The organism is Stenotrophomonas sp. RG-453 (genome assembly GCF_033843685.1).
Lineage (GTDB): Bacteria > Pseudomonadota > Gammaproteobacteria > Xanthomonadales > Xanthomonadaceae > Stenotrophomonas > Stenotrophomonas bentonitica_A.
On record NZ_JAMYED010000001.1, the window covers coordinates 419,878 to 435,141 of the forward strand.

At 67.6% G+C, this 15,264-nt stretch carries 14 protein-coding genes; 8 read left to right on the plus strand and 6 right to left on the minus strand.

Features of this window, described 5'->3' with window-relative positions; genetic code table 11:
- Positions 1-59 precede the first annotated feature (59 nt).
- Positions 60-470 carry a hypothetical protein gene (locus NJD74_RS01755; RefSeq protein WP_319623537.1) on the minus strand — a complete coding sequence of 137 codons (411 nt, stop codon included), beginning with the start codon at positions 468-470 and terminating at the stop codon, positions 60-62.
- A gap of 231 nt (positions 471-701) precedes the next feature.
- Between NJD74_RS01755 and NJD74_RS01760 the strand changes: the two genes are divergently transcribed.
- Positions 702-1,028 (plus strand): hypothetical protein, encoded by a 327-nt coding sequence (locus NJD74_RS01760; protein ID WP_102788116.1) that lies wholly within the window; start codon positions 702-704, stop codon positions 1,026-1,028.
- Here the strand turns inward: NJD74_RS01760 and NJD74_RS01765 are convergent, their stop codons facing one another.
- Together NJD74_RS01765 and NJD74_RS01770 are read right to left on the minus strand one after the other, a co-directional pair.
- A complete protein-coding gene (locus NJD74_RS01765; RefSeq protein WP_102788115.1) occupies positions 1,029-1,727 on the minus strand; it encodes a M23 family metallopeptidase in 699 nt (232 codons plus the stop codon).
- 4 nt (positions 1,728-1,731) lie between these two features.
- The gene (locus NJD74_RS01770; RefSeq protein ID WP_070470434.1) at positions 1,732-2,712 is read right to left on the minus strand and encodes a L,D-transpeptidase; all 981 of its coding nucleotides are present in this window, start codon (positions 2,710-2,712) and stop codon (positions 1,732-1,734) included.
- Between the two features lie 206 nt (positions 2,713-2,918).
- On the opposite strand from NJD74_RS01770, the gene NJD74_RS01775 reads away from it, so the two are divergent.
- On the plus strand, positions 2,919-5,051 hold the full coding sequence (locus NJD74_RS01775; RefSeq protein WP_319623538.1) for a methyl-accepting chemotaxis protein: 2,133 nt from the start codon (positions 2,919-2,921) through the stop codon (positions 5,049-5,051).
- A gap of 95 nt (positions 5,052-5,146) precedes the next feature.
- Here NJD74_RS01775 and NJD74_RS01780 read toward each other — a convergent pair whose 3' ends face one another.
- Positions 5,147-6,007 (minus strand): PA4780 family RIO1-like protein kinase, encoded by an 861-nt coding sequence (locus NJD74_RS01780; protein ID WP_046273976.1) that lies wholly within the window; start codon positions 6,005-6,007, stop codon positions 5,147-5,149.
- A 190-nt stretch (positions 6,008-6,197) separates the two neighbouring features.
- On the opposite strand from NJD74_RS01780, the gene NJD74_RS01785 reads away from it, so the two are divergent.
- From NJD74_RS01785 to NJD74_RS01800, 4 genes are all read left to right on the plus strand, one after another.
- Complete coding sequence (locus NJD74_RS01785) at positions 6,198-7,325, plus strand: DJ-1/PfpI family protein (protein WP_102788113.1); 1,128 nt, start codon at positions 6,198-6,200, stop codon at positions 7,323-7,325.
- A gap of 3 nt (positions 7,326-7,328) precedes the next feature.
- Positions 7,329-8,015: a response regulator transcription factor gene (locus tag NJD74_RS01790; protein WP_070470430.1), complete on the plus strand. Its 687-nt coding sequence runs from the start codon at positions 7,329-7,331 to the stop codon at positions 8,013-8,015.
- Positions 8,012-9,277, plus strand: a complete 1,266-nt coding sequence (locus tag NJD74_RS01795; protein WP_070470428.1) for a HAMP domain-containing sensor histidine kinase — start codon at positions 8,012-8,014, stop codon at positions 9,275-9,277. Before NJD74_RS01790 ends, NJD74_RS01795 begins: the two co-directional genes overlap by 4 nt.
- 62 nt (positions 9,278-9,339) lie before the next feature.
- A complete protein-coding gene (locus NJD74_RS01800; protein ID WP_319623539.1) occupies positions 9,340-10,128 on the plus strand; it encodes a hypothetical protein in 789 nt (262 codons plus the stop codon).
- Positions 10,129-10,203: 75 nt separating this feature from the next.
- Here NJD74_RS01800 and NJD74_RS01805 read toward each other — a convergent pair whose 3' ends face one another.
- Entirely contained in the window at positions 10,204-10,689 is a 486-nt protein-coding gene (locus NJD74_RS01805; protein ID WP_319623618.1) for a HupB, read from the minus strand.
- 36 nt (positions 10,690-10,725) lie between these two features.
- Entirely contained in the window at positions 10,726-12,816 is a 2,091-nt protein-coding gene (locus NJD74_RS01810) for a catalase (protein WP_070470422.1), read from the minus strand.
- 182 nt (positions 12,817-12,998) lie between these two features.
- Between NJD74_RS01810 and NJD74_RS01815 the strand changes: the two genes are divergently transcribed.
- Together NJD74_RS01815 and NJD74_RS01820 are read left to right on the plus strand one after the other, a co-directional pair.
- Complete coding sequence (locus tag NJD74_RS01815; protein ID WP_019183477.1) at positions 12,999-13,709, plus strand: AraC family transcriptional regulator; 711 nt, start codon at positions 12,999-13,001, stop codon at positions 13,707-13,709.
- Between the two features lie 75 nt (positions 13,710-13,784).
- On the plus strand, positions 13,785-15,185 hold the full coding sequence (locus tag NJD74_RS01820) for an amino acid permease (RefSeq protein WP_319623619.1): 1,401 nt from the start codon (positions 13,785-13,787) through the stop codon (positions 15,183-15,185).
- Positions 15,186-15,264 lie beyond the last annotated feature (79 nt).

Genomic DNA, 15,264 nt, shown 5'->3' on the forward strand with positions numbered 1-15,264 from the left:
GTGTCTGAAGGTGCAGGAAAAGCCCCGCGAAAGCGGGGCTTTTTCGTGGCCGGGGCGCCTCAGCGCTGGCCGATGCCCACCCGTACTTCGGACAACTCCAGGTTGCCGTCCTTGTTCGCATCCAGCCGTTGGAAACGCATCTCCGAGGAGCGGCGCATCTCTTCGGCACTCAGTTCACCGTCACCATTCTGGTCGGCGATGCGTAGCCACTCGGTAGCGGAGAACTCACCGTCGCGTTGCGGTCCCAGTACCGCCTGTACTTCATCGACGCTCACGCGGTAGTTGTGATCCGCATCGACCAGACGGAAGAACGCGTCACCGTCATACTCATCACGGCTGACCTTGCCATCGCCATTGCGATCCAGCATCGCGAAGCGGTCCGATGCGGTGGCAGGCAGGTCCTGCGCCGCGGCAGCACCTGCTGCGAGTACGCCAGACAACACGAGCAGGGCGATACGGGGGGCGGACATCGTCACGGTCTTCTCCAGAACGGGCAGGGCGTGCCGTCAGGGCCCAGTGTCCGCCGCGTGGATGACCGCGACAACGGCAATTTCCCGCATTCGCGCCAGTAGTTTTACTGAGTGCGCCCGGGCAGCTGACCGCAACGTTCGCGCCCGCGCCATCGACACCATGGCATGCTGTGCAGCCACTCAACGAGACACCGGGGCGGCATGGAAACGGGAGATCAGGCGGGCATCGGCATGAGCAGCGCGAACCGCGCCCTGCATGCGGTGGTATCCGAGCTTGAAGCGCTGTTGCGCGGCGACGGCGAACGCCACTGGGCGGACTGGATGCGGCGCGTCATCACCCAGCTCGAGCAGGGCAATCCCGGCGCGCCGGAAAGCCTTCTGCGCGCCTACGGTGGCATGGGGTCTTTCAACGACCTCGCGCTTGGCCAGGATTACAGCAACGGCCGCTTCCAGTGGAAGGCAGACGCTGGCGAACTCAATGACCGCCTGGATGCGCTGCGCGGCCGTGCCTGGGAACTGGCGCGGGCGATCCGGGACGCTACCCCCGGCCCCCGTTGATCAGAGCGCCTGCTGACCTTTCAGCACCGGATAGGGGTTGATGGATTCGCCTTTCCACCACTGCTTTTCCGGGCCCAGTACGTGGATCTCGAAATGCAGGTGCGGCGCGTCGGGGCTGGCATTGCCGGTGCTGCCGACATAGCCGATCACCTCGCCACGCTTGATGGTCTTCTTCTCGGCCAGACCGTCGGCATAGCGGTCCAGGTGCGCGTAGTAGTAGCAGTAGCGGCCGCTCGGCTCGAACTGGTACACGGTCAGCCCGCCCCGCACGCTGTCGAACAACTTTTCGACCGTCCCATCGGCAACCGCCAGCACCGGCGTGCCGTTTGGCGCAAGGATGTCGATCGCATCGTGCACGCGACCTTCGCTGCGTGCATCGGTGAAGGTGTCCTGCAGTTGCTCGGCACCGATGCCCTGCACCGGGAGCAGCAAGGCGCCGGCCGCGTTTGCCGGTGCCGGTGCGGCACCGCCCGCGTCAGGCGCGGGCGGTGTGGGCGTGGTCTGGATCGGTACCGGCGTCGGGGCCGGGGTGGCAGCAGGTGGCGGTGGCGCATCGAGTGCGGCGCGGGTGGAACTCGTGGCCGAGCCTATCTTGGCCGGCTCGGCGGCTCCCAGGCGGGCAGAGGGGCCAGGCCCCAGCAGCCAGTACCCGACCACGCCGATGACCAGGCCCACCGCCAGCAGTCGCAGGATCTTCATCTGCTTACTCCTGCATCACGACCGGCACGGAGGCATCCACTGCGTCGGCCACCTGCAGCGCATCCCAGTTGGTCATGCGCACGCAGCCGTGCGATTCGGTCTTGCCGACGTGGCCGGGCTCCGGGGTGCCGTGCAGGCCGTAGTGCGGCTTGGAGATATCGATCCAGACCACGCCGACCGGGTTGTTCGGGCCGGGCGGCAGCACCGCTTTGCTGTCACCGGCCTTGGCGTCCCAGAACAGCTTGGGGTTGTAGTGGAAGGTCGGATCGCGCGAAATGCCCAGGATCTTCCACTTCCCGATCGGCAGCGGGTCATGCCTGCTGCCCGAGGAAACCGGGAACTGCGCATAGACCTTGCCGTCGGCATCGAACAGGCGCAGCGTCGAGTCGGATTTGTCGATCACCAGCTTGCTGGCCTTGGCCAACGGTGTGACGGAGATGTTCGGTACCTGGATCACACTGCCGGCCTTGCCCAGGTCCACGCCCGGGTTAAGGGTTTTGAGCAGTTCCGGCGAGGCATGGAAGCGTTCGCCCAGCGCCTCTTCCACCGAGCCGAAGCCGAGCGCTTTCAACTTGGCCTGTTCGGCCGGGCCCTTCGGCACGGGGTTGAACGGGCCGGCAACGTCCTCGGCGGTCAGCGTATAGCGCACCAAGGGCGGAGCGCTGTCCGGCTGCAGGGCCTTCCACGTCGCATCGTCCAGTTCGCCGGTGACCTTCAATCCTCGCGCGGCCTGGAAGCCGGAGACCGCGCGTTTCTGGTTCGAGCCGACTTCGCCATCGATCTGCCCCGGCGAGAAATGGGCGCGATCCAGCAGCACCTGCGCGTGCAGATCAGAGCGGACGCCGGTCGCCACGGGTGTCTTGGCGGTGGCCGTGTCAGCGGGAGTGGCCGCGGGTGCCGTCTGTGCGACCGCCCAGCCGGAGGACGCTCCCAAGGCGAGGGCGAGCGCGGTGAGGCGGGCGATTCGGTGCAGGCGAAGGGACATCGGCAACTCCAGCGGGAACGTGTTTCCACCATGCCTGCCCGGTGTGCGCACTCGCCGTGAAAACCCTGACGCGCGGCTGAGTGGCGTACGGGAACGCGCACGCGGCGCGCCTAAGGTGAATCCATTCACAGCGTGATCACGCTAGCCGGTCAAGCCGCTGGCCCTGGCGCCGATACCAGCCCACCCCCCACGTTTTTGGATGTCTCATGAATTATCTGCGCAACGTCAGTGTCGTCTGGCGTCTAGGTATGGGTTTTGGCCTGTTGTTGCTGCTGGTGGCGGCCGTCGTGGCCACCGGCGCGACCGGCAGCGCCGTGCAGAAGCGCGCGATGCAGCAGGTGGTCGAGGTCAACGTGACCAAGGTGAGGCTGCTCTCGGACATGCTCGATGCCAACAACCAGATGATGGTCGTGCGCCGGGAGATGCTGATCCGGCAGGGCGACGGTCTGGCCGATGACGAAGCGCGCATCGCCGCACTGGTCGCGCGCTATGAAGCCAGCTGGGCCGCCTACCAGGCGCTGCCCACGCAGCCCGAGGACAAGGCCATCGGCGAGGCCATCGCGGCAGCCCGCGCGGTGGCGCGTCCGCTCAACAAGCAGATGAGCGAACAGCTGCAGCAGGGCGATGTTGCCGGTGCCACGGCGCTCACCCTCGGCGCCGTGCAGCAGGCGGCCAATGGCTGGAACCAGGCGCTCAGCAATGGCGTGGTCTACGAGGAAAAGCAAAGCCGCCAGGCCGCTGCCGAGGCGATCCGGCTGGGTGAGCGGACCCTGCTGCAGTTGCTGGTGCTGGGGGCGATCGCGCTGGTGGTCGGCATCGCCGCCTCCGTGCTGATCGGCCGCAGCCTGACCGGTCCGCTGGCCCGCGCCGTCGGTCTGGCCAACCGGATGGCCAAGGGTGATCTGGCCCACGACGTGGATCTGGGCGGCCGCGATGAGATCACCCAGCTCGGCAACGCGATGGCCACGGTTCGGCAGAGCGTCCAGGGCGCCATCGCCGCGCAGCTGGACATGGCGCGTCAGCATGAAGCCGGGGCCATCAGCCATCGCATGGATGAGACGGCCTTCCCCGGCGATTTCGGGCGGATGATCCACGCCACGAACGCGTTGGTCGGTTCCCACGTCGCCGTCGAGTTCCACATGGTCGAGGTGATGCAGCGCTACGCGATCGGCGACCTCAGTCGCGACCTGGACAGCTACCCCGGCGAGAAGGCCGTGTTGACCACCACCATGGCCAACGTCAAGGACAGCCTGATGGCGATCAACCAGCAGATCGAGACGTTGGCCGCCGCCGCGCGTGCCGGTGACTTCTCGGTGCGCGGCAGCGAGCAGGCCTTCCAGTTCCAGTTCCGGGCCATGGTGGCCCAGCTCAACGGCATGATGGCCAGTTCACAGAGCAGCATCGCCGACCTGTCGCAGGTGCTGCGCGCGATCTCCACCGGCGACCTGACCGCGCGGATGGAGGGCCACTACGAGGGTGTGTTCGCGCAGATGCGCGACGATGCCACGGTGACCGCCGGGCAGTTGACCGGCATCGTGCGGCAGATCCAGGGCGCGGCCGGCAGCATCAACGATGCCGCGCAGGAACTGGCGGCCGGCCACAATGACCTGTCGCGCCGCACCGAGCAGCAGGCCGCCAATCTGGTGGAGGCGGCCGCGTCGATGGAAGAGCTGACCTCCACGGTCCGGCAAAACGCCGAACTGGCCAACCAGGCCGACCTTGAAGCCCATGCAGCCGGTGCCGCGGTCAAGGCGACCGAGCAGGCGATCGCGCAGGTGGCGGCGGTGATGAGCCAGATCGACCAGTCCTCGGCGCGCATCGCCGAGATCTCCTCGGTCATCGACGGCATCGCGTTCCAGACCAATATCCTGGCGCTGAACGCTGCGGAGGAAGCGGCCCGCGCCGGCGAGAACGGGCGCGGCTTCGCGGTCGTCGCCACCGAGGTCCGGACCCTGGCCCAGCGTGCCGGCACCGCGGCCAAGGAGATCAAGGAGCTGATCGACGACGCCAGCGCCAACGTCAGGACCGGGCTGAATGTCACGGTGCAGTCCGAAGCGGCGATCGCCCGCCTGACCCAGGCCAGTTCGCGCACCAACCAGCTGATGAGCGACATCGCCGCGGCGACCAAGGAACAGGCCGCGGGCATCGAGCAGGTCAACCAGGTGGTGGTGCAGATGGACCAGGTCACCCAGCAGAATGCGGCGCTGGTGGAAGAAGCCACCGCCGCCAGCCGCGCGCTGGAGCAGCAGGCGCACGCACTGACCGGGTCGGTGGCGGTGTTCACCCTGGAACCCGATGCCACGGCGCGGGTCCGGCCGGCGCCGTTGCAGGCGGCATGATCGCGCGGCCCGCCGGGTAAACCGGAACGCGCCGCGTCGGCGGGGCGTTGTGCCGGTCGAACCCGTCCGCCGGCGCACGCTGCCGGCGGACGGGCTCAGTCGTCGTTCTCTTCCGCCGCCTCGCGACCCTGCTGGCGGATCAGCGCTTCTTCGCGCGCATCGTTGATGGCATGGCGTACGCCATCCAGGTCGATGCTGCTTTCATCCTGTTCGAATTCGCCGGTCAGCACGCTGTCCGGCAGCAGGTCGCCGGCCTCGAACAGCGCCCACATCTCTTCGCCGTACCAGGTCTCCAGCAGTTCCGGCGCCCAGCGGCCCAGATAGGCGGTGAGGTTGTTGACGTCGCGCAGCAGCATCGTGCGCGCGGCGTTGTTGCCCGCCGCACTGACCACCTGCGGGAAATCGATCACCACCGGGCCTTCCGGGCCGACCAGCACGTTGTACGGCGACAGATCGCCGTGGATCAGGCCGCAGCACAGCATCCGCACCACCTGGCGGACCAGGATCTGGTGGAACTCGCGGGCCTGTTCAGGACTGAGCTCGACCTCGCCCAGGCGCGCGGCGGAATAGCCCTCGGCATCGGTGACCAGCTCCATCACCAGCACGCCGTGGAAGTAGCCGTACGGCTCGGGCACGCGCACGCCGGCATCGCGCAGCTGGTACAGCGCTTCGACCTCGGTGTTCTTCCAGGCCGCTTCCTGCTGCTTGCGGCCGTAATTGCTCGCCTTGCCCACGGCGCGCGCTTCGCGGCTGCCACGGACCTTGCGGCCTTCCTGGTACTGCACGCGCTGCTGGAAACTGCGCTGGGCCATGTCCTTGTAGACCTTGGCACAGCGCACGTCGTCGCCGCTGCGGACCACGTATACCGCTGCTTCCTTGCCGCTCTTGAGCGGGCGGAGCACTTCATCGATCACGCCGTCGTCGATCAGCGCCTGCAAGCCTTGGGGGGTCTTCACGGTATCTCGGGAATCGGCTGGCGCGGGGCCTGCCCTGGAGGGGGAGGGATTTTCGCATCTTCGGGCCGGGGGAGCCATCGACCCGGCCCGGCGCAGTGAGGTCGTTCAGCTGCGTGTACGTGCGCGACAGCTTGAAATCTGATTCACATCGGCGCGGCAGGCTGGGGCCACCTTCCAAGGAGTGTCGCCCATGATGCTGTCCCTGCTGCGCCGCACCGGTGCCGCCCTGGCCATGTTGCTGGCCGTTTCCACCGTGCATGCCCGCCCTGCGGCCACCGATACCGTGCTGATCGTGGTCAGCGGCGAAGGCCGCGACCAGGGCAAGACCCGTCCCGGCTTCGAGATGGACGAGTTCGCGCAGGCCTACCTGATCTTCCGCGACAACGGCCTGGCCGTGCAGGTCGCCAGCCCGCAAGGCGGACCGGTCGAGGCCGACAAGTTCAACGCCGAGGAGCCCTTCAACGCACGCGTCCTGGCCGATCCGGCCGCGGCCGCACTGCTGGCCGATACCCGCGCCACCGCGACCCTCAGCGCCGCCGACTATGCGGCGGTCTACGTGGTCGGTGGCAAGGGCGCGATGTTCGACCTGCCGGCCGACCCCGCGCTGCGGGGGCTGCTCGGCACGATGCACGACCGTGGCGCGGTGGTCGCGGCGGTCTGCCACGGCCCGGCCGCACTGGTGGACGTGCGGCTGGCGGACGGATCGCTGCTGGTGGCCGGGCGCCGCATGACCGGCTTCACCAATGCAGAGGAAGGGGTGTTCGGCAAGCGCTGGGCGAAGGAGTTTCCGTTCCTGCTGGAAACCGCGCTGCGCGAGCGTGGCGCGCGCTGGGAGCAGGCGCCGCTGATGATGCCCAAGCTGGTGGTGGACGGGCGCCTGATCACCGGGCAGAACCCCTATTCGACACCGGCCGTGGCCGAGGCGATCGTGCAGGCCACCGGCCGCACGCCGATCGCGCGCACGCCGTGGCGCGATGAGGCCAGCATGGCGCTGGTGCAGCGGCTGCTGGCCGGTGAAGGCGAGGCGGTCAAGCGCGAGCTGGCCAGCAACCGTACCGGCTATCACGATCAGCTGATCGGCGTGCTCGGCTACTACCAGCTGCAGGCCGCGCAGGACGATGCGGCTGTACGTGATGCGCTGTCGATCATGCAGCTGGCCGCCCCGTACATGAGCGAACCGCAGCTGCCGCTGGGCATCGCACAGGCGCATTGGCGGCTGGGCGAGGTGGCACAGGCGCGCGCGGTACTCGGCAAACTGCTGGAAACCCACCCGGACATGGCCGAAGCTAAGCAGCTCAAGGACACGATCGAAGGCTGACCCATGGACGATGGCCTGCACATCCTGGTGATCGAGGACAACCCGGCGTTGCGCGCCGGCATGGCCACGCTGCTGGAGGCCCGCGGCCATCGCGTGGCCTTTGCCGCCGATGGCCGCAGTGGCCTGCAGATGGCATTGGCAGAGCCGCCGGATGTGCTGGTGCTGGACCTCACCCTTCCGGGCATGGATGGCCTGCGCGTATGCAGCCATCTGCGTGAGCAGGCCGACCGCCACATCCCGATCCTGATGCTGACCGCGCGCGACACGCTGGCCGACAAGCTGGTCGGCTTCCAGGCCGGTGCCGATGATTACCTGGTCAAACCGTTCGCAGGCGAGGAACTGCTGGCGCGGTGCCTGGCCCTGGCCCATCGGCACGGCCGACGCGACGGGCATGTGCTGCGCGTCGGATCTCTCGGCATCGACCGCCGCAGCGGGACCGTACACCGCGGTGAGCAGCCGATCGAGTTGCCGCAGACGGCCTACCGCCTGCTGGTGCTGCTCGCCGAAGCCTGGCCGCGCACGGTGACCCGCAGCGAGTTGATCCGGCGCCTCTGGGGCGATGAAGCACCGCCCTCGGATCCGCTGCGCTCGCATCTGTATCTGTTGCGACAGGGGCTGGACAAGCCCTTCGACCGGCCGATGCTCAAGACCGTGCACGAGGTCGGCTTCAGGCTGGAGGCCGACGCATGACGGCACGGGTGCATCGCCTGCGCAACCGGTTGATGCTGGCCTTCGCGGTGTTCGCGCTGGCGGTGGCCGGCCTGTTCGGCCTGTACGTGGCGGTGTTCGTGTACAGCGTCGAAGACCGGTTCTTCGACGCAATGCTTGAGCAGGAAGCGCAGCAGCAACTGGAGCAGCGGGCCGCGAGTGGGACCTGGTCGCCACCGCGCAATGCGTTCATGGCGGTCCATGACAGCCCTGCCAGCTTCCCCACGGATCTCAAGGCCGCCTTCGATGCTGAGCCATGGCGCCGCGAGATCGCCGGCACCGAAGGGCGGCACTATCACCTGCGCGCGCTGCCGCCGGGCGGAGCCGGTACACCGGGATGGCTGGTCGCCGAGGTCAGCCAGCAGCTGGTGGTGCGGCCGATGCGCAGCCAGATTCTGGCGCTGCTGGCCTGGTCCGGGCTGGCCGTGGTGGTGGTCGCCATCCTGGCCGGCGCATGGCTGGCGCGACGGACCACGCGTCCCTTGTCGAAGCTGGCGGCGCTGGTCGACGGCATGGCGCCGGACAGGTTGCCGGTGGGGTTCGCCGGGGACTTCCCCGATGACGAGGTCGGCGTGCTCGCCCGCGGCCTGGACAATCTGAGCGGGCGCGTGCGTGCCTTCATTGCGCGCGAGCATGCCTTTACCCGTGATGCCAGCCATGAGCTGCGCACGCCCCTGGCGGTGATCCGCAGTGCCACCGAACAGCTGGCCAGCGAACCTGGCCTGTCCGGGGCCGGGCGGCGGCAGCTCGCGCATGTCCAGCATTCGGCGCGTCAACTCGAACAGACCGTCATCACCCTGCTGACACTGGCCCGCGAAGAGAACGTGGAACAGGACGCGACGCCACTGGCGGTGCTGCCGGTGCTGGAACAGGTGGTGGTCGAGCAGGCCGTGCTGCTGGAGGGCAAGCCGGTGGCGGTGCGGGTGGACGTGCCAGCCGACGTGAGCCTGCCGGTACCGGGGCCGGTGCTGCACATGCTGCTGGCCAATCTGGTCGGCAATGCGTTTGCGCATACCCGGGCGGGTGAGGTGTACATCGATGTGGCGGCTGGACGACTGCGCATCCGCAACACGGCGCCGGCAGGTGACCCTGACACGATCATGCAGCCATTCGCGAAAGGCGAGGGCAGCGCCGGCTTCGGGCTCGGCCTGGCGATCGTGCACCGGCTGTGCGACCGCTTCGCCATCGACCTGCGCATCGAGGGAACCGAGCACGCCACGGTCGCCAGTTTCAGCGTGCAGTAAGGCCGGCCCGCTTCCGTCCATCGCCAAAGTGCGCGATGCTCTGCCGAACGGGGGGGGGGCGCATGGGCAACAGGGACGAGGGCAGCATTCACGGGGATGTCCCGGCGGAGCAGACGCCGACCGATTGGTCGTTGCTGCCGGTCACGCACGGCAATGAAGACTCGATGGTGGCTGTGATCTGGCGCCTGCTGCGGCAGGAGCCGGCGTTGATGGTGAGTGGGGGCTACGTATTCCTGTCCGTGCTGGGGTTGTGGTCGAGCTACTTCTTCTATTTCAAGTTCCGGTTGTCGATCCTGGATTACCTGCAGGTCAGCGACTTCCTGGTGGCCGGGCTGCGTGATCCGGCCTACGTGCTGATCCTGCTGTTGGGCGCGTTGCTGGCAGTGCTGCTGGGCTGGCCGGAAACACTGCGGCGGCGCAATCCAGCCAAGGTGGCACGCCTGCGTGCGCGGCATTGGGGATGGCGGATGCTGTTCTCGGAGTCGCCGTGGATGAACTGGGAATTCTCCGGGCTGCGTCCGCTGACCGGCATGTGTATTGCGGTGGTCTGCTTCATGGCATTCGGCGCGGCGCTGTATGCGCTGAGCTCGGCCGAGAAGATCCGCGATGGTAGGGGCGGTACACCAGTGCAGGTCGTGCTCGGAGGTGACGCTGCAGCGCTGCCGGGCACCGCGAAACTGCTGGGATCCAGCAGTGCGTTCGTGTTCCTGTGGTGGCCGGAGCAACGGCGCGCCGAAGCCGTGCCGATCAGCGCGATCCGTCGGCTGCAGTCGTTGCCCTTGCCAGTCAAACCGGTGGCGCCCCGAACGGTCACCCCATCCAGGCCGTCCACCGCGCCAGCGGCGCGGTAAGCGCAACGGTAAGTGCTCTGCCGCCTGCTGCTTCAGGCAGCACGCGGTAGATGCACGGTCGGCCCTGCGCGTACGTCAGCCCTTGCCGGCTGCTCGCTTGCGGGCGCCGGTCGCTGCCGTCTTTTTCGCAGGCGCCCCGGTGGCGGTTTTCGAGGCCGCTTTGCCGGTGGCCTGCTTGGCGACGGTCTTCTTCGCCACCTTCTTTGCCGTTTTCTTGATCGCGGTTTTCGTCGTCGCTTTTTCAGCGGCCTGCGTCGCCGTCTTTTTTGCAGTCTTCTTGGTGGCCTTCCCGGGCGCTGCTTTCGCAGCGGCCTTCTTCGCAGCGGTTTTGTTTACCGCTGCCTTCTTCGTCGCCGCGGTCTTCGAGGTCGTCGTGGTCTTGGCGGCGGTCTTGTTCGCACTACCGCTCCTCTTCCCGCCACCATCCTGCTTGTTGACCGTGGCCCAGGCGATGCGCTCCGCAGCCGCTTCGCTGCGGCCCTGGTCTTTCTCGCTTTCCTCGATATGCTCGGCGTTGCGCTTCTGCTTGTCGGTATAGCTGGATTTATCACCGCGCGGCATGGTCATGCTCCTGTCTGGTGACGAAGGTGGCGCCGCTCAGGAGAGCGTGCGCACCTTCGGTTCGCGGGCCCACTGCCGCGTAGCGGCGGCGGCAAGGAAGGCCTTGGCATCCTCGGCTTCCACCACCCCGGCATCGTTGCCGACACGCGCGATCTTCAACAGCGCCTGCGCGCCATCATCGGCGGCGATCGCCTTCAGGTGGACCCAGGCATCGCTGACGAAATCGATTGCGGCCGATTCCTTGCCCAGCTTCTTTGCCGCCTCGGGGCTGAGTACGACGGCCACCGCATCGAAGACCACCGACGGCGTACCGGCCAGCTGGCCATCCGCCGCCAGCGTCTTGCCGTCACTGAGCCTGGCGCCACCGATCTTGGGCGCAACCAGCTTGACGCTGGCGCCGGCCTTGTCGGCCGCCTTGCGCAGGTTGGCGATCAGCGCCGCATCGGAGCCCTCGTCGAACAGGATGCCGATGCAGCGACCGGTCAGCAGGTCCTTGGTGCGGCCGATGATGCGCACTTCCGGCGCCTTCGGGAAATCCTGCGCCGGGGTCTGCGTGGCGGCCGGCTCGGGCAGGGCCGGCATCGCCAGACCATCGGCAACCCGCTTGGCCAGGGCCTCATCGATGTTGCGCAGATGGCTCACGGTGCGCTCGCGCACCTTGACCGTCTCCACCTTGGACAGCTCGAACACCAGCGCCGAGGCCAGATGAGCCTGTTCCGGTGCCTCCAGGCTGCGGAAGAACATCCGGGCCTGGCTGTAGTGATCGGCGAAGCTGTCGGCCCGCACGCGCCCCTTGCGGCCGTCATCCGGCGCGGTGGCGTGGCTCGGGAAGCCATCGGCGGTCTCGCGCGGGCTGTCGCCCTCCAGCGAACTGGGATCGTAGGCGACCCGTCCCTTGGGGATGTTCATCTGCATGTGCCCGTCGCGCTGATGATTGGCGAAGGGGCACTTGGGCGCATTGACCGGGATCTGGTGGAAGTTCGGGCCGCCCAGGCGGCTGAGCTGGGTATCCAGGTAGGAGAACAGGCGGCCCTGCAGCAGCGGATCGTTGCTGAAGTCGATGCCCGGCGGCACGTTGGCCGGGCAGTAGGCTACCTGCTCGGTTTCGGCGAAGAAGTTGTCCGGCCAGCGGTCCAGCACCATGCGCCCGATCACGGTCAGCGGCACCAGCGACTCGGGAATGATCTTGGTCGAATCCAGATGGTCGAACGGGAAAGCCTCGGCCTGTTCCTCGGTGAACAGCTGTACCGCCAGTTCCCACTCGGGGAAGTTGCCGGTGGTGATCGCCTCGAACAGATCACGGCGGTGGAAGTCGTTGTCCGCGCTCTGCAGCTTCACCGCCTCGTCCCAGACGGTGGACTGGATGCCCAGCTTCGGCCGCCAGTGGAATTTGACGAAGGTCGACTCGCCGGCATCGTTGATCAGGCGGAAGCTGTGGATGCCGAAGCCCTCGATGGTGCGCAGCGAACGCGGGATCGTGCGGTCGCTCATCGCCCACATGATCATGTGCATCGATTCGGGCATCAGCGAGACGAAGTCCCAGAAGGTGTCGTGCGCGCTGGCTGCCTGCGGGAATGCCCGGTCCGGTTCCATCTTCACCGCGTGGATCAGGTCGGGGAACTTGATCGCGTCCTGGATGAAGAACACCGGGATGTTGTTGCCGACCAGGTCCCAGTTGCCTTCCTTGGTATAGAACTTGACCGCGAAACCGCGCACGTCACGCGGGGTGTCGACCGACCCGGCGCCACCGGCCACGGTGGAGAAACGGGTGAACACCGGGGTGCGTACGCCCACTTCATTGAGGATCCGCGCCCGGGTGTACTCGCCAAGCGAGCGGGTCAGCTCGAAATAGCCGTGCGCCGCGCTGCCGCGGGCATGCACGATGCGCTCGGGGATGCGCTCGTGATCGAAGTGGGTGATCTTCTCGCGAAGGATGAAGTCTTCCAGCAGGGTCGGCCCGCGCGGGGTGGCGCGCAGCGAGTTCTGGTTGTCACCGACCGGAATGCCCTGGTTGGTGGTCAGCCCGGGGTGGCCGTTGCCCGCGCGCTGGTGCAGTTCATCCCCTTCGCCGCGGACATCGGTGGCGGGTGCGGGGGCGTTCTTCGTGCTTTTCTTGCTGGCGGCCATGAGGCGACTCCGGGAGCTGGCGGGAAGGGGGATCACCTCACACTGGCGGGCCGGGCGTTAATCGAAGGTGCGAAAACACGACGCTGCTTGCACCCGCGCTTCACATGCGGCGCCCGGGCGCTGGGTGAGGCGCGCGCGGGCAGGTATCCTTGGGCGCGTCTTCTCCTGTCTTTCCCAGCCGCATGCGCGTTGAACCCGCCGACATCGAAGCCCTGTTTGATGCGATCCCCGACGTCCTGTTCTTCATGAAGGACTGCGACGGGCGGTATACGCATATCAACCAGACCATGCTGCGCCGGCTGGGCCTGAAGTCGCGCAAGGAGGTGATCGGGCGGACCGCGGCGGAGATCTATCCCACCGGCCTGGGGGCCGATTACGCCACCCAGGACGAGCAGGTGCTGGCCGGCAAGGTCATCGAGAACCTGATGGAACTGCATCTGTTCGCCAACCGCGAGCCGGGCTGGTGCCTGACCTGCAAGCGGCCGCTGCTGGTGGACGGGCAGATCCGCGGGTTGATCGGCATCTCGCGCGACCTCGGCCAGAAGGACAGCCTGGGCACCCAGTACGAACAGCTGCGCCTGGCCCTGGCCCATCTGAATGCGCATTACGCCGAGAACGTGCGCATGCAGACCCTGCTCGACATCACCGGCTTCTCGCTGTCCAAGCTGGAGCGCACCTTCCGCAAGGTGTTCCAGATGACCCCGCAGCAGGTGCTGACCCGGCTGCGCATCCAGATGGCGGTGCACCTGCTGCACGGCCCGGACAGCATTGCCAGCATCGGGCAGGCGTGTGGCTTCACCGACCAGAGTGCGTTCACCCGGAAGTTCAAGGCCGAGGTCGGGCTGTCGCCCCGGGCCTATCGCGCCCAGATCGGGGAGCGCGCCGCCGCCTGAGGCGGGGTGGGGCTTCCGGCCTATGCCGCCGCGCGGCCGACAGGGTATGGTGTCGCACTTGTTGCCCGCCAATCGATTCCGATGCCCGCATCCCAGACTCCGGCTCCTGCCACTCCGCCCGCCGATACCCGCCTCGGGCACGCGCTCAAGCCTCGCCAGCTGATCATGATGGGCCTGGGCAGCGCGATCGGTGCCGGCCTGTTCCTCGGCTCCGGCGTGGGCGTCCAGGCCGCCGGCCCGGCGGTCCTGCTGTCGTATCTGGTGGCCGGCGCACTGGTGATCATCGTGATGAACGCGCTGGGCGAAATGGCCGCAGCCAAGCCGACCAGCGGCGCGTTCTCGGTGTACGCCGCTGATGCCATGGGGGCCACTGCCGGTGCCACGGTGGGCTGGCTGTGGTGGGTGCAGCTGGTGATCGTGATCGCCGCTGAAGCGGTCGGTGCGGCTGGCCTGCTCGCCACGGTGTGGCCGGCGATCCCGGTGCCGATGGCTGCGCTGGCCTTCATGCTGTTCTTCACCGCGATCAACCTGCTCGGGGTGAAGAACTTCGGCGAGTTTGAATTCTGGTTCGCGATCCTGAAAGTGGCCGCGATCGTCGGCTTCATCCTGATCGGCGTGGCGCTGCTGATGGGCTGGCTGCCGGACGTGGCCTCACCGGGCCTGCGCAACTTCACCGAGCACGGCGGGTTCATGCCCAAGGGCCTGGCCGGCATCGGCGCGGCGCTGCTGGTGGTGGTGTTCGCCTTCGGCGGCACCGAGATCGTGGCGGTGGCCGCGGCGGAAACCGAAGATCCCGAGCGCAGCATCGCCCGCGCGATCCGCACCGTGGCCTGGCGCATCCTGGTGTTCTACATCGGCTCGCTGAGCGTGATCATCTCGGTGGTGCCGTGGACCAGCGAGGCCCTCCGCTCGCCGTTTGCCGCTGTGCTCGAAGCGGCCAAGATTCCTGGCGCGGCCACGGCGATCACGTTGATCGCGGTGATCGCGCTGTTGTCGGCGCTCAATGCCAATCTGTACGGCGCGTCGCGGATGATGTACTCGCTGGCCCAGCGTCGCGAGGCGCCGGCCGTGCTGGGCTGGACCGATCCGCGCCAGGTGCCGATCATCGCGGTGCTGGCCAGCGTGCTCTTCGGTTTTGCGGCGACGGTGATGGAGCTGCTGTTCCCGGACAAGGTACTGCCGGTACTGCTCAATATCGTCGGCTCGACCTGCCTGCTGGTGTGGACCATCTCGCTGCTGTCGCAGCTGATCCTGCGCCACCGTGCCAACCGCGACGGCACCCGCCTGCCGTTCCGCATGGCCGGCTATCCGTACCTCACGGTGATCGGCCTGGGGGTGCTGGCGCTGATCTTCGGCCTGCTGCTGTCCGAGTCGCACACGCGCCTGCAGTTCCTGTCGATGGCCGCGCTGACGGCGGTGATCGCCATCAGCAGCGAAGTCGCCCGCCGCGTGCGCGCCAGCCGCCGGGCCGACTGACCCCGGGCGGGTGGTGGGTGCCGACCGTTGGTCGGCACACCCCGCAAGGGCACGCAACAAAAAACGGCCCGCGCGATGC

Coding starts and splice junctions, on each gene's coding strand:
- NJD74_RS01755 (WP_319623537.1), bottom strand. CDS start 470: ATGTCCGCCCCCCGTATCGCCCTGCTCGTGTTGTCTGGCGTACTCGCA.
- NJD74_RS01760 (WP_102788116.1), top strand. CDS start 702: ATGAGCAGCGCGAACCGCGCCCTGCATGCGGTGGTATCCGAGCTTGAA.
- NJD74_RS01765 (WP_102788115.1), bottom strand. CDS start 1,727: ATGAAGATCCTGCGACTGCTGGCGGTGGGCCTGGTCATCGGCGTGGTC.
- NJD74_RS01770 (WP_070470434.1), bottom strand. CDS start 2,712: ATGTCCCTTCGCCTGCACCGAATCGCCCGCCTCACCGCGCTCGCCCTC.
- NJD74_RS01775 (WP_319623538.1), top strand. CDS start 2,919: ATGAATTATCTGCGCAACGTCAGTGTCGTCTGGCGTCTAGGTATGGGT.
- NJD74_RS01785 (WP_102788113.1), top strand. CDS start 6,198: ATGATGCTGTCCCTGCTGCGCCGCACCGGTGCCGCCCTGGCCATGTTG.
- NJD74_RS01790 (WP_070470430.1), top strand. CDS start 7,329: ATGGACGATGGCCTGCACATCCTGGTGATCGAGGACAACCCGGCGTTG.
- NJD74_RS01795 (WP_070470428.1), top strand. CDS start 8,012: ATGACGGCACGGGTGCATCGCCTGCGCAACCGGTTGATGCTGGCCTTC.
- NJD74_RS01800 (WP_319623539.1), top strand. CDS start 9,340: ATGGGCAACAGGGACGAGGGCAGCATTCACGGGGATGTCCCGGCGGAG.
- NJD74_RS01805 (WP_319623618.1), bottom strand. CDS start 10,689: ATGCCGCGCGGTGATAAATCCAGCTATACCGACAAGCAGAAGCGCAAC.
- NJD74_RS01810 (WP_070470422.1), bottom strand. CDS start 12,816: ATGGCCGCCAGCAAGAAAAGCACGAAGAACGCCCCCGCACCCGCCACC.
- NJD74_RS01815 (WP_019183477.1), top strand. CDS start 12,999: ATGCGCGTTGAACCCGCCGACATCGAAGCCCTGTTTGATGCGATCCCC.